Source organism: Streptomyces sp. NPDC048504, assembly GCF_043200035.1.
GTDB lineage: Bacteria > Actinomycetota > Actinomycetes > Streptomycetales > Streptomycetaceae > Streptomyces.
Window position 1 is genome coordinate 338,600 of record NZ_JBICXA010000003.1, and the last position, 13,751, is coordinate 352,350.

The window sequence follows — 13,751 nt, forward strand, 5'->3', positions numbered from 1 at the left end:
GTTCAGTACCGGCGCTCCTGCTTCTGCTTGCACTCGACGCACAGGGTGGCCCGGGGGAAGGCCTGCATGCGGGCCTTGCCGATCGGGTTGCCGCAGTTCTCGCACAGGCCGTAGGTACCGGCGTCCAGCTTCCCCAGGGCGCGCTCGGTCTGGATCAGCATCTCGCGCGCGTTGGCGGCCAGCGCCATCTCGCTCTCGCGCGTGATGTTCTTGGTGCCGGTGTCGGCCTGGTCGTCGCCTGCACCGTCCCCGGAGTCCCGCATCAGACCGGCGAGGGCCTGCTCGGTGGACGTGATCTCCTCACTCAGCCGCGCCGCCTCGGACTGCAGCTCGGTGCGGGCCTCCTCGACCTCCTCGGGCGTCCAGGGGTCCTCGCCGGGGCGCACCGCGAGCTCGCCGGGCACCACCGCGACCCGCGCCTTCGGAACAGCCGTCTTCGCCGCCGTGGCCGTGCCAGGAGTCTTCTTCGCAACCACCGTCGTGGCTCCCGTCTGCTCCGCGGCCTGCGCCGCGCCCGCCTTTGCCTTCTTGGCCGCGCTCTTCTTCGTGCCGGTCGCGCTCTTCCTCGTGCCGGTCGTGCTCTTGGTTCCCGCAGTACTCTTGGTGCCGGTGGCGCTCTTCGTGCCCGTGGCGCTCTTCGTAGAACCGCTCTTCGCGCTGGTGATGCTCTCCGTAGGACTGCTCTTCGTCGACGTGCTCTCAGGGGCGACGGTTTTCTTCACGGCCGCTTTCTTCGCGACCGTCTTCTTCACGGCGGTCTTCTTCACGGCGGTCTTCTTAACAGCCGCTTTCTTCGCGACCGTCTTCTTCACGGCGGTCTTCTTCACGGCGGTCTTCTTAACAGCCGCCTTCTTCACGGCCGTCTTCTTCGTTTCCGTAGCCTTCGGAGCGGCCGTCACCTTCGTCACCGCCGCCTTCGTAGCCCCCGTCCCCGTAGCCGCCCTCTTCGTAACGGTCGTCTTCGTAGCCGTCGCCTTCTTCGTCGCCGTGGATTTCTTCGTCGCCGTGGATTTCGCGGTGCTCTTCCTGGCCACCGCCTCCTTCGCCGCCCCCTTCGCGGCCCCCGGTCTCTCGGCCCCTTCCCCGGTCGTCTTCTTCGAAGAAGCCGCCTTCGTAGCGACCGCCTTCTTCGCCGCGGTCTTCTTCGTTGCGGTCTTCTTCGCCACCATGGCCGCGGCCCCTTCACATTTTGTGATCACGCACGCGAATCGTGCTGGGACGATAAATCGACTTGAGTCCCGCGGCAACGGGGCACGCCGCCCGATTCGTCCACCCCTCTGGCCCCGCGCGGCAAGCCTGCATGCGTTGTGCCCAGCTCCCCGCCGGGTAATCCGCCGAGTCCGACGCCTCGAACATCGAACGCGTGTTCAGCGCCATTCGAGTCGTACGGCAGGTCGGCAGACCTCCGGCCGGACCCCTGCCGGAAGCACCCCCACAGGCCCTCGCCGAGGCCCCCGCAAAACCGGTCGGCCGCTGTCCGTGCGGCCCCGTACACTGGGCGGAGCGAGAAGCGTGGATGGGGACGAGTAGCGGCGTACGCAGCCCAGAGCGACCCGGGGACGGTGGAAGCCCGGGGGCGAGCGCGACGTGAAGATCACCCCGGAGCCGCCGGAAGAAAGCCGCAGCCCACCAGCCGCGGCCGGTAGACCCGGTATCGCGACCCCAATGAGGGGGCTCACTGGTGTGCTGGACGCACCGGGGAGCCAAGGAGGGTGGTACCGCGGGAGCGCGCCGCACACGGCGTACGGAAAGTCGTAGCTCTCGTCCCTCCGGACGGAAGGCAGAAAGTCCGCCGGAGGAAGCTCGCTGATGACAACGCCGACGTATCGCCAGGTGCCCGCCCAGGTCGACCTGCCCGCGCTGGAGCACGCCGTGCTCGACTTCTGGCGCGAGCAGAAGATCTTCGCCAAGACCCTGGACCAGTCCGAGGGACGCCCCGAGTGGGTGTTCTACGAGGGCCCGCCCACGGCCAACGGCATGCCGGGCGCCCACCACATCGAGGCGCGCGTCTTCAAGGACGTCTTCCCCCGCTTCCGCACCATGCGCGGCTACCACGTGGGCCGCAAGGCCGGCTGGGACTGCCACGGCCTCCCGGTGGAGCTGGCGGTCGAGAAGGAGCTGGGCTTCACCGACAAGCAGGACATCGAGGCATACGGCATCGCCGAGTTCAACGCCAGGTGCCGCGAGTCCGTGACCCGCCACACCGACGCCTTCGAGGCGCTGACGACCCGCATGGGGTACTGGACGGACCTCGAAGACCCGTACCGCACGATGGACCCCGAGTACATCGAATCGGTCTGGTGGTCCCTCAAGGAGATCTTCAACAAGGGCCTGCTGGTCCAGGACTACCGCGTCGCCCCCTGGTGCCCCCGCGACCAGACGGGCCTCTCGGACCACGAGCTGGCGCAGGGCTACGAGACGGTCGTCGACCCCTCCGTGTACGTCCGTTTCCCGCTCACCTCCGGTCCGCTGGCCGGCCGTGCCGCACTCCTGGTCTGGACGACGACCCCCTGGACGCTGGTGTCCAACACGGCCGTCGCCGCCCACCCCGAGGTCACCTACGTCGTCGCGACGAACGGTGAGGAGCAGCTCGTCGTCGCCGAGCCGCTGCTCGCCAAGGCCCTCGGCGAGGGCTGGGAGACCACCGGTGAGTCCTTCACCGGCGCCGAGATGGAGCGCTGGACGTATCAACGTCCGTTCGAGCTCGTGGAGTTCCCGGAGCCCGCCCACTACGTGGTGAACGCGGAGTACGTGACGGTCGAGGACGGTACGGGTCTGGTCCACCAGTCCCCCGCCTTCGGCGAGGAGGACCTCAAGGTCTGCCGCGCGTACGGCCTGCCGGTGGTCAACCCGGTCCGCCCGAACGGCACGTTCGCCGAGGACGTCCCGCTCGTAGGCGGTGTCTTCTTCAAGAAGGCCGACGAAAAGCTCACCGAGGACCTCAAGGACCGCGGCCTGCTCTTCAAGCACGTGCCGTACGAGCACAGTTACCCGCACTGCTGGCGCTGCCACACCGCGCTGCTCTATTACGCGCAGCCCTCCTGGTACATCCGCACCACGGCCGTCAAGGACCGCCTCCTCCAGGAGAACGAGAACACCAACTGGTTCCCGGACACCGTCAAGCACGGCCGGTACGGCGACTGGCTGAACAACAACATCGACTGGGCGCTGTCCCGCAGCCGCTACTGGGGCACCCCGCTGCCGATCTGGCACTGCGAGGACAATCACCTCACGGTCGTCGGCTCCCGCGCGGAGCTGACCGAGCTGACGGGCACCGACCAGTCGGGGCTGGACCCGCACCGTCCGTTCATCGACGCGGTCACCTTCGCCTGCCCCCAGTGCGGCGAGACGGCCACGCGCGTGCCGGAGGTCATCGACGCCTGGTACGACTCGGGTTCGATGCCGTTCGCGCAGTGGGGATACCCGTACAAGAACAAGGAGTTGTTCGAGAGCCGCTACCCGGCGCAGTTCATCTCCGAGGCGATCGACCAGACCCGCGGCTGGTTCTACACGCTGATGGCCGTCGGCACACTGGTCTTCGACAAGTCGTCGTACGAGAACGTCGTCTGCCTCGGCCACATCCTCGCCGAGGACGGCCGCAAGATGTCCAAGCACCTCGGCAACATCCTGCAGCCGATCCCGCTGATGGACCAGCACGGGGCGGACGCGGTGCGGTGGTTCATGGCGGCGGGCGGCTCCCCGTGGGCGGCACGCCGCGTGGGCCACGGCACGATCCAGGAGGTCGTCCGCAAGACCCTCCTGACGTACTGGAACACGGTCGCCTTCCAGGCCCTGTACGCGCGCACGTCCGACTGGGCGCCGAGCGCGGCGGACCCGGCCCCGGCCGACCGCCCGGTCCTGGACCGCTGGCTCCTGTCCGAACTCCACGCGCTCACCGACCAGGTGACGCAGGCTCTGGAGTCCTACGACACCCAGCGCGCCGGCAAGCTCCTGTCGGCGTTCGTCGACGACCTGTCCAACTGGTACGTCCGCCGCTCCCGTCGCCGCTTCTGGCAGGGCGACAAGGCCGCGCTGCGCACCCTGCACGAGGTCGTCCAGACGGTCACCCAGCTGATGGCCCCGCTGACCCCGTTCATCACCGAGCGGGTCTGGCAGGACCTCATCGTGCCGGTGACCCCGGGTGCCCCCGAGTCCGTCCACCTCTCCTCGTGGCCCAAGGCGGACCTCTCCGTCATCGACCCCGAGCTGTCCAAGCAGATGGTCCTCGTACGCCGCCTGGTGGAGCTGGGCCGGGCCACGCGCGCGGAGTCGGGCGTCAAGACGCGCCAGCCGCTGTCCCGCGCGCTGATCGCGGCCACGGGCTTCGCCGCCCTGGACCGGGAGCTGCACGCGCAGATCACGGAGGAGCTGAACGTCGAGGGCCTCGCCTCGCTGAGCGAGGTCGGCGGTTCGCTGGTCGACACCACGGCGAAGGCCAACTTCCGCGCCCTGGGCAAGCGGTTCGGCAAGCGCGTCCAGGACGTCGCGAAGGCCGTCGCGAACGCGGACGCGGCCGCGCTGTCCCTGGCCCTGCGCGAGGGCACGGCGGCCGTGGAGGTGGACGGCGAGACCATCACGCTGGCCCCGGATGAGGTGATCATCACAGAGACGCCGCGCGAGGGCTGGTCCGTGGCCTCCGACTCGGGGGCGACGGTCGCCCTCGACCTGGAGATCACCGAGGAGCTGCGGCAGGCGGGCCTGGCCCGTGACGCGATCCGCCTGATCCAGGAGTCCCGCAAGAACAGCGGCCTGGACGTCGCCGACCGGATCGCCCTGCGCTGGACGTCGACCGACCCGGCGGTCATCGCCGCCCTGTCCGAGCACGCGGCCCTGATCGCCGACGAGGTCCTCGCCACGGACTTCGCCCAGGGCGAGGCGGACGACAGCTATGGCACGCCGTTCACTGACGAGGGGTTGTCGCTGGTGTTCCGCCTGCACAAGGCGTAGGCACCACCGGCACGAAAGGGCCCGGCCTCCTTCATGGAGACCGGGCCCTTCTCTCGCGCCCAGCGGCCAACTCACGTGACCCAACGGTCAACTCACGTGATCCAGCGCTCGACCCAGGCAAAAAGGGTGGGGCCCCGGATCGAAATCCGGGGCCCCACCCTGAACGCTGCCGACGCCCAAGGCGTACTAAAGGCCGGTCAGTTGTCGTCCTCGTCGATCAGGAACCCGCGCATCGGCGAGGGAGCCTGGCCCATCGGCGACGGGCCCTGCGGCCGTACCGGCGCCATCGGCTGGGTCATGGCCGGGGACATCTGCTGCTGGCCGCCGTAGGACGGACCGGCGGGCGGCGGGCCGCCCATGCCCTGGTTGCCGCCGTACGACGGGGCGCTGGCGCCTGCCGGGGCCATCGAGGGCGCCGGGGACGGCGGAAGCGACGCGGTCGCCGGAGTACGCGGCGGGGCCAGCGAGTCGTCGGCCTGGGTCTCCAACTGACGCAGCTGGGACTCCAGGTAGGACTTCAGACGCGTGCGGTACTCGCGCTCGAAGCCGCGCAGGTCCTCGACCTTGCGCTCCAGCGTGGCGCGGGCGGACTCCAGGGAGCCCATCGCGACGCGGTGCTTCTCCTGCGCGTCCCGCTCCAGGGCGTCGGCCTTGGCTCGGGCGTCACGCTCAAGACCCTCGGCGCGCGAACGGGCCTCGCCGACGATCTTGTTGGCCTCGGAACGGGCCTCGGCGATCGCCTGGTCGGCGGTCTGCTGGGCCAGCGAGAGGACACGGGCGGCGCTGTCGCCACCGGGGCCCTGCTGCGGCATGCCGCCACCCATGGGACCGCCCATGGGGCCGCCCATCTGCTGCTGCATGGGGGGCTGGCCGCCCATCTGACCCTGCATCGGGCCCTGGCCCATCTGCTGCATCTGACCCTGCATCGGGCCCTGGCCCATCGGACCGCCCATGGGGCCCTGGCCCATCGGACCCTGACCCTGCGGGCCGCCCTGACCCTGGCCACCGGGGCCGGCGGGCAACTGCGGGGCGCCGCTCGGCAGCTGGGGCGGGCCACCCATGGGGCCGCCCATCTGCTGCTGCGGCGGGCCCGATATGCCGGCGGGCACCGGGCCGCCCGGACCGCGCATGCCTTGCGGGGGCATGCCCTGCTGGGGCATCCCCTGCTGCTGCATGCCGCCTTGCTGCATGCCGCCCTGCTGCTGGTCCTGTTCGGGGGGCTTGCGCATGTTCTGTTGGTTCTGCGCCGCGGCGCGCGTGGCCGCGGCCAGCTTGGCGCGCAGGTCCTCGTTCTCGCGGAGCAGGCGCGTCAGTTCGGCTTCGACCTCGTCGAGGAAGGCATCGACCTCGTCCTCGTCATAGCCTTCTCGGAGGCGGACGGTCGTGAACTGCTTGTTCCGCACGTCCTCGGGGGTCAACGGCATCTCTTCACCTCAACGTAGTCATCGGCAGTCGGCAAGACCGTATCGTCCACTGTCACCTCGCGAGATTGCCCACGATAGAGATCAAGATGTAGACGATGATCATCAGGACGAAGAAGGACAGGTCGAGCGCCACGCCCCCGAGACGCAACGGCGGGATGAACCGCCGCAGAAGCTTCAACGGTGGATCGGTGACAGTGTAGGCGGCCTCCAGAACGACCACCATCGCCTTGCCGGGTTGCCATGAGCGGGCGAACTGGAAGACGTAGTCCATGACCAACCGGAAGATGAGCACGATGAGGAACACCATCAGCGCGATGTAGATCACCTGCGCGAACACGCTCATGGTCTGTCTTTCCCTCTCCCCTGTTCCGTGCTTTCTAGCGGCTGTCTGTCTCAGCTCTGATTGAAGAACCCGCCCTCTGCGATGCGGGCCTTGTCCTCCGCCGTGACATCGACGTTAGCAGGCGACAACAGGAACACCTTCTGCGTCACCCGCTCGATGCTGCCGTGAAGACCAAACACCAAACCGGCCGCAAAGTCGACAAGTCGCTTGGCGTCTGTGTCATCCATCTCAGTCAGATTCATGATCACCGGGGTGCCTTCACGGAAGTGTTCCCCGATGGTACGGGCCTCGTTGTAGGTCCGGGGGTGAAGTGTGGTGATCCGGTAAGGCTCTCGTTCCGACACGACCTTGGGCATGATCACCGGTGCGTTCTTCTCCAGGGACTGGCGTTCTTGTGTGATGGATGCCACGGGCGCGATACGCGCCGGACGCCCTGATTCCGCACCCAGTGAAGCGGAATGGGACACCGGTTCGCGAGGGGCCGGAGGCTGCACCACTCGTACCGGTTCGTCCCTTTGAGACTGATGTGGGGTGTGTGACTGGTGCGACGGCTCGTGCCGTCGACGGTCCCGCTCGGGCTCCGGGTCCAGTTCGGGTTCGAAGTCGTCATCGGGGTCGAAACCCCGGCCGTCGTACCCATCGTCCTCCACGAGGCCGAGGTAGACCGCCATCTTGCGCATCGCGCCGGCCATGCTCTGAGTCCTCCGCTCTGTGGTGGATCGGCTGACGACTGCCAAGTGCCCGCGATCCACGAGGTCGTTATGCCCGCCTTCGGCGGCATTGACCATATTTTCTGCTGTGGTCCGACTTCCTGGCGACGTTACCCGAGCCTGGGGCGCACGCCGAGTACCGCAGTGCCGACGCGTACATGTGTCGCTCCGGCTGCCACGGCCTGTTCGAGGTCCGCACTCATCCCTGCCGACACCATGTTCGCAGCAGGATGGGCTCGGCGCAGGTCAGTCGACAAATCCATCAACCGCCCGAACGCCTCCAGTTGGCGTCCCGCGTACTCACCGGTGAGCGGAGCGACGGTCATCAGCCCGTCGAGCCGCAACCCCGGAGCTCCGGCGACGAGATCGGCCAACTCCCCGATCCCGCCCGGTCCGACGCCGCCCCGCTCGCCCCGCCCGCTCACTCCCGCGTCGAGTGCGACCTGGATGAGACAGCCCAGTTGGCGTCCGGACCGCTCGGCCTCCTTCGACAGCGCGGTGACGAGCCGGGACCGGTCGACCGACTGCACGACATCGGCGTAACCGACCACGGATCGCACCTTGTTGGTCTGCAACTGACCGACGAAGTGCCAACTCAGCGGCAGATCCGCGCATTCGGCGGCCTTCGGGGCGGCGTCCTGGTCCCGGTTCTCGGCGACATGACGCACACCGAGTTCCGCCAACATCCGCACGTCACTTGCCGGATAGGTCTTGGTGACCACGATCAGGGTCACTTCTTCACGCTTCCGCCCGGCCGCGGCACAGGCGGCGGCGATGCGCTCCTCGACTTTCGCCAGATTTACGGCGAGTTCGTCCCTACGGTCCGTCATGTCCCGTCAGTCCAGCCAGACATAGCTCGCCAGCCGCCCGGTCGTACGGTCGCGGCGGTACGAGAAGTGGTCGTCCGATTCACGGGTGCACACCGGTGACTGCTCCCGGTCGCGCACCCCGAGCCGGTCGAGCTGCGCGTGCGCTCCGGCGGTCACGTCGACCGCGGGAGTGCCCCAACTCGTCTCGGCGTACGCCGCCGGTTCCACGGCGGCGACGTCGGCGCGCATGTCCGCGGGCACTTCGTAGCACCGGCCGCAGACGGCGGGTCCGGTGCGGGCGACGATCCGGGCGGGATCGGCGCCGAGTTCCACCATGGCCGCCACGGCGGCGGGGACGACCCCGGCGACGATGCCCGGGCGTCCGGCGTGGGCCGCGCCCGCGATCCCGGCGACCGGGTCGGCGAGCAGGACCGGCGTGCAGTCGGCGGTCAGCACGGCGAGGGCGAGGCCGCGCCGGGCGGTGACGAGCGCGTCGACGGAGGGGATGTCCGAGACGCCCCAGGGCCCCTCGACGACCGCCACGTCCGCGCCGTGCACCTGGTTCATCCAGACCACCAGGGCCGGGTCCAACCCCAGTGACTTGGCGGCCAGTTCACGGTTGGTACGGACCGCATCGGGGTCGTCCCCGACCGCGCCGCCGAGGTTGAGCTCCTCGTACGGAACGGCGCTCACCCCGCCCCACCTGTCGGTGAAGGCGAAGTGCGCGCCGCTCACGGTGTCGAACTGTCCTATCACTTCAGGAAGTCCGGTACGTCCAGCTCCTCGGCGGCGCTGTCCGAGTAGGTCCGCGACGGCGGGACCGGCGGGGCGACCGGGAGGTCGGCGACCGGCTCCGAAGCGGGCTCCGGCTCCTCCTTGGGCTTGACGCTGCCGAGCGAGCCGAAGGACGGACGGCTCTCCTGCCGTACCGGAGTCGGCTCGTCGCGGCGGGCCGAGGTGGAGCCCGTGCCCGTCTCGCGGCGGGTCGGCGGCTGCCCGCCGTCGAAGCCGGCCGCGATGACCGTGACCCGGACCTCGTCGCCGAGGGCGTCGTCGATGACCGCGCCGAAGATGATGTTGGCCTCGGGGTGGGCGGCCTCGCTGACCAGTTGGGCCGCTTCGTTGATCTCGAACAGGCCGAGGTCGGAGCCGCCGGAGATGGAGAGCAGGACGCCGCGGGCGCCGTCGATCGAGGCTTCCAGCAGCGGCGAGGAGATCGCCATCTCGGCCGCCGCCACCGCGCGGTCGTCGCCGCGGGCCGAGCCGATGCCCATGAGGGCCGAACCGGCCTCGGACATCACGGACTTGACGTCGGCGAAGTCGAGGTTGATCAGGCCGGGCGTGGTGATGAGATCGGTGATGCCCTGCACACCGGAGAGCAGGACCTGGTCCGCCGACTTGAAGGCGTCGAGGACCGAGACCTGGCGGTCCGAGATGGACAGCAGCCGGTCGTTCGGGATGACGATGAGGGTGTCGACCTCTTCGCGGAGTTCGGCGATGCCGTCCTCCGCCTGGTTCGCCCGGCGCCGTCCCTCGAAGGTGAACGGGCGGGTGACCACGCCGATGGTGAGGGCGCCCAGGGAGCGCGCGATGTTGGCCACGACGGGGGCGCCGCCGGTGCCGGTGCCGCCGCCCTCTCCGGCCGTCACGAAGACCATGTCGGCCCCCTTGAGGACCTCCTCGATCTCCTCGCGGTGATCCTCGGCGGCCTTGCGGCCGACGGCCGGGTTGGCGCCGGCGCCGAGTCCGCGGGTGAGTTCGCGGCCGACGTCGAGTTTGACGTCGGCGTCGCTCATCAACAGCGCCTGCGCGTCGGTGTTGATGGCGATGAACTCGACGCCCTTGAGACCGACCTCGATCATCCGGTTGATGGCATTGACACCACCGCCGCCGACACCGATGACCTTGATGACTGCGAGGTAGTTCTGCGGTGCTGCCACGTCGAAGGCCTCTCGCCTCGAATTACGTCGCCGTCACCGTGCGGTTCCGCGCGGGACGGCAGATGCCGAATGGGACGGTCCGTAGCGCCGACCCGAACCCTAACGTTGAAGTTTAGGGTTACCAGTGTGTCTGTTCCTTGAAGTCTTCTGAACAGGACACTAAGTCGACAAGTGGCGCACGTTCAACGAACACGCCGAACCTCCCGTTTTTCTTTTCACCCTATGTGATCAGCCGTAGCGCTGCCCAACCAGGGTGCTGGCCTGCGCGAATGTGCGTCAACTCCCGGCTGACGCAGGGGCGGTGGGAACACTTACGTCGAAGTGCCGGGCGCCGGAAGCTGCTTTCATGAGAGCGGTGAGCGTACGCGCCTTCGCTGTGCCCTTCTCGCCGCTTCCCCACGCGACGGTACGGCCGCCGGTCAACTCCAGTGAGATGTCGTCGTAGGAACGGACCTTGACGACCTGGGTGACGCGGGCGACCGCGGCCGGAATGTCACCCGCGACCTTCACCGCCTCGCGCACGAGTCGGTCCTCGCCGAAGCGGCGCAGGCCCGCCGCGGACGAACTCGACGGGGAGAGCGTCAATTCGAGGGTGGGGACGGACTTCGGCGGCGTGGAAACGGTGGCGAATCGCACGCCCTCGTCGTCCACTTCGATGAAGTTTCCGCCCTTTTTCTCCACCAGAACCGGGCTGCGTTCGGTCACTTTCAGCCCGATTCCATGAGGCCAGGAACGGACTACGTCAACGGTGTCAATTCGGGGCAATTTCCTGCGGAGTCGGGCTTCGATCGCATCGGTGTCGACGGAGACGAGCGGTCCGCCGACCGGAACGTCGGCGGCTTCGCGCACCTGCTCCGGCGTCAGGACCTTGGTGCCGGAGACCGACACCTTCTCCACCCGCAGCCACTGCGAGCCGTAGAGCAGCCAGACCGCCGCGGTGCCCAACAGGACTGCGGCGAGGGCGAGTACGACAATCAGACGAAGGCGTCTTGGTCCCAGACGCCGGACAAGGGGCGGGCCGGACGACTCCTGTTGGCGTTCACCGCGCTCGGCGGTCGTCGGTCCGGCCACGATCCCCTGCCTCTCTCACATATGGCTAGCGGTGCCGCGAGGCGATCGCCTCGTACACCATGCCGACGAGCAGGTCGTCGGCGTCCCGGCGGCCGAACTCGCTTGCCGCGCGCGACATTTCGTACAGCCGGTGCGGGTCGGCGAGCACGGGCAGGACGTTGCCCTGGATCCACTCGGGCGTCAGTTCCGCGTCGTCGACCAGGAGTCCGCCGCCGGCCTTGACCACCGGCTGGGCGTTCAGCCGCTGTTCGCCGTTGCCGATGGGCAGCGGGACGTAGGCGGCCGGGAGTCCGACGGCGGAGAGTTCGGCGACGGTCATCGCGCCCGCGCGGCAGAGCATCATGTCGGCCGCGGCGTACGCGAGGTCCATCCGGTCCACGTACGGTACCGGGATGTAGGGGGGCATCCCCGGCATCTGGTGCACCTGCGGCAGTTCGTTCTTCGGGCCGACCGCGTGCAGGATCTGGATTCCGGCCTGTTGGAGGTACGGCGCGACCCGCTCGACCACCTCGTTCAGGTGCCGGGCGCCCTGCGAGCCGCCGGAGACCAGCAGCGTCGGCAGGTTCGGGTCGAGCCCGAACGCGGCCCGGGCCTCGGGCCGTACGGCCGCGCGGTCCAGGGTGGCGATCGAGCGGCGCAGCGGGATGCCGATGTAGCGGGCGTCGCGCAGCTTGCTGTCCGGGGTCGAGACCGCGACCCGGGCCGCGTACCGCGAGCCGATCTTGTTGGCCAACCCTGGCCGGGCGTTGGCCTCGTGGATCACGATCGGCACCCCGAGGCGCTTGGCCGCGAGGTAACCGGGCAGCGCCACATAGCCGCCGAAGCCGACGACGCAGTCCGCCTTGGTGCGCTCCAGGATCTGCTCGGCCGCCTTGATCGTGCCGCGCAACCGGCCCGGCACGGTGATCAGTTCGGGGGTGGGCTTGCGCGGCAGGGGTACGGCGGGGATCAGCGCGAGTTCGTAGCCCCGCTCGGGTACGAGACGGGTCTCAAGGCCGCGCTCCGTGCCCAGGGCCGTGATCCCCACAGTGGGGTCCTGCCTGCGCAGGGCGTCCGCGAGGGCGAGCGCCGGCTCGATGTGGCCGGCGGTCCCCCCACCGGCGAGTACGACATGCACCGAAATTCACCGCTCTCCGGACGAACGCGCCGCCGAGGCACGCCGTCGCATCGTGTTCCATCTCCGGGGCCGTTGGCCGGAACCGGTACCCCTGGCCCCCCGCTTTCTACCAAAGCGGGGTTGCCGCATCGCAAGCGCCGCCCGCGCAGCGGGGTCGTCGCGCGCGAAGGCGATCAGCAACCCGATGGCGAACATGGTCGGCAGCAGGGCGGAACCCCCGTAGGAGAACAGCGGGAGCGGGACGCCGGCGATCGGCAGCAGGCCGAGCACCGCACCGATGTTGATCACCGCCTGAGCGATGATCCAGGTGGTCACGCCTCCCGCGGCATACCTCACGAAGGGGTCCTCCGTGCGTCCGGCCACGCGGATACCCGCATAGCCTAGAGCCGCGAAGAGGGCGAGCACGGACAGTGTGCCCGCCAGACCCAGTTCCTCACCGGTGACGGCGAAGATGAAGTCGGTGTGGGCCTCGGGGAGTTGACCCCATTTCTCCACACTCGCCCCGAGCCCGGAGCCGAAGATCCCGCCGGATGCGAGCGCGTAGATCCCGTGCACGGCCTGCCAGCAGTCGGCGACCCCCGTCTTGGGCTCGGTGGCGCCGATGCAGGCGAGCCGGGCCATGCGGTTGGGGCTGGTCTTGATGAGGATCACACCGATGGCGGCCGCGATCGACAGCACGCCGACGAAGAGCCGGGTGGGAGCGCCGGCCAGCCACAGCAGGCCGAACAGGATCGCGGTGAGGATGATCGCCGTACCCATGTCGCCGCCGAGCATGATCAGTCCGAGCAGCATGAACGCGACCGGCACCAGCGGCACCAGCATGTGCTTCCACTGGGCCAGCATCGCCTTGTCCTGTTTGCGGGCGAGCAGGTCGGCGCCCCACAGGACAAGGGCCAGCTTGCCGAACTCGCTGGGCTGGATCTGGAAGGAGCCGCCGAGCGAGATCCAGTTGCGGTTGCCGTTGACCGACATCCCTATCCCCGGCAGCTGCACCAGCGCCATCATGAAGACGGCGCCCGCGAGGATCGGATAGGCCAGCGCCCGGTGCAGTTTGACCGGCATCCGCGAGGCGGCGAGCGCCAAGACCCCGCCGATACATGCCGCGAGGAACTGTTTGCGGAAGAAATACGAGCCGGGCAGCGAGAGTTGGAGCGCGGTGATCTGAGAGGCCGAGTAGACCATCACCAGACCCAGCACGGTGATCAGCACGCTGCCGCCGGCGATCAGGTAGTAGGCGGTCAGCGGTCGGTCCCAGGCCCGGCGGGCGTTGGTGTAGAGCCGTCGTACGGGGTTGTCGCGGACGGTCCTGGCGGCGGCGGGACGTCTGGGGGTCCGCTGCTGCACGGGCGGCCGGCCGGTACGGCTACTGGGCATCAGCGCCTCCGCTTGC

The 13,751-nt window shown here is 69.0% G+C and carries 11 protein-coding genes; 1 reads left to right on the top strand and 10 read right to left on the bottom strand.

Annotation, left to right across the window (positions count from 1 at the left end; genetic code table 11):
* Window positions 1–2: 2 nt before the first annotated feature.
* Entirely contained in the window at window positions 3–1,169 is a 1,167-nt protein-coding gene (locus ACGFY9_RS09295) for a TraR/DksA family transcriptional regulator (protein WP_393753118.1), read from the bottom strand.
* 640 nt (window positions 1,170–1,809) lie between these two features.
* On the opposite strand from ACGFY9_RS09295, the gene ileS reads away from it, so the two are divergent.
* A complete protein-coding gene (ileS, locus tag ACGFY9_RS09300; protein ID WP_393753119.1) occupies window positions 1,810–4,947 on the top strand; it encodes an isoleucine--tRNA ligase in 3,138 nt (1,045 codons plus the stop codon).
* Between the two features lie 197 nt (window positions 4,948–5,144).
* Here the strand turns inward: ileS and ACGFY9_RS09305 are convergent, their stop codons facing one another.
* From ACGFY9_RS09305 to ftsW, 9 genes are all read right to left on the bottom strand, one after another.
* Window positions 5,145–6,371, bottom strand: coding sequence for a DivIVA domain-containing protein (locus ACGFY9_RS09305; RefSeq protein WP_318015774.1), 1,227 nt, complete (start codon window positions 6,369–6,371; stop codon window positions 5,145–5,147).
* 52 nt (window positions 6,372–6,423) lie between these two features.
* Window positions 6,424–6,714 carry a YggT family protein gene (locus ACGFY9_RS09310; protein WP_019062316.1) on the bottom strand — a complete coding sequence of 97 codons (291 nt, stop codon included), beginning with the start codon at window positions 6,712–6,714 and terminating at the stop codon, window positions 6,424–6,426.
* 50 nt (window positions 6,715–6,764) lie between these two features.
* Window positions 6,765–7,406 (bottom strand): cell division protein SepF, encoded by a 642-nt coding sequence (locus ACGFY9_RS09315; protein ID WP_033284465.1) that lies wholly within the window; start codon window positions 7,404–7,406, stop codon window positions 6,765–6,767.
* 128 nt (window positions 7,407–7,534) lie between these two features.
* Window positions 7,535–8,254, bottom strand: coding sequence for a YggS family pyridoxal phosphate-dependent enzyme (locus ACGFY9_RS09320; protein ID WP_393753120.1), 720 nt, complete (start codon window positions 8,252–8,254; stop codon window positions 7,535–7,537).
* 6 nt (window positions 8,255–8,260) lie between these two features.
* Window positions 8,261–8,989 (bottom strand): peptidoglycan editing factor PgeF, encoded by a 729-nt coding sequence (gene pgeF, locus ACGFY9_RS09325; protein WP_393753121.1) that lies wholly within the window; start codon window positions 8,987–8,989, stop codon window positions 8,261–8,263.
* Entirely contained in the window at window positions 8,986–10,173 is a 1,188-nt protein-coding gene (gene ftsZ / locus ACGFY9_RS09330) for a cell division protein FtsZ (RefSeq protein ID WP_393753122.1), read from the bottom strand. Before ftsZ ends, pgeF begins: the two co-directional genes overlap by 4 nt.
* Before the next feature lie 276 nt (window positions 10,174–10,449).
* Complete coding sequence (locus tag ACGFY9_RS09335; protein WP_393753123.1) at window positions 10,450–11,244, bottom strand: cell division protein FtsQ/DivIB; 795 nt, start codon at window positions 11,242–11,244, stop codon at window positions 10,450–10,452.
* Between the two features lie 25 nt (window positions 11,245–11,269).
* Window positions 11,270–12,361, bottom strand: a complete 1,092-nt coding sequence (gene murG / locus ACGFY9_RS09340) for an undecaprenyldiphospho-muramoylpentapeptide beta-N-acetylglucosaminyltransferase (protein WP_366494041.1) — start codon at window positions 12,359–12,361, stop codon at window positions 11,270–11,272.
* A gap of 6 nt (window positions 12,362–12,367) precedes the next feature.
* The gene (gene ftsW, locus ACGFY9_RS09345) at window positions 12,368–13,735 is read right to left on the bottom strand and encodes a putative lipid II flippase FtsW (protein ID WP_393753124.1); all 1,368 of its coding nucleotides are present in this window, start codon (window positions 13,733–13,735) and stop codon (window positions 12,368–12,370) included.
* Window positions 13,736–13,751: the final 16 nt, after the last annotated feature.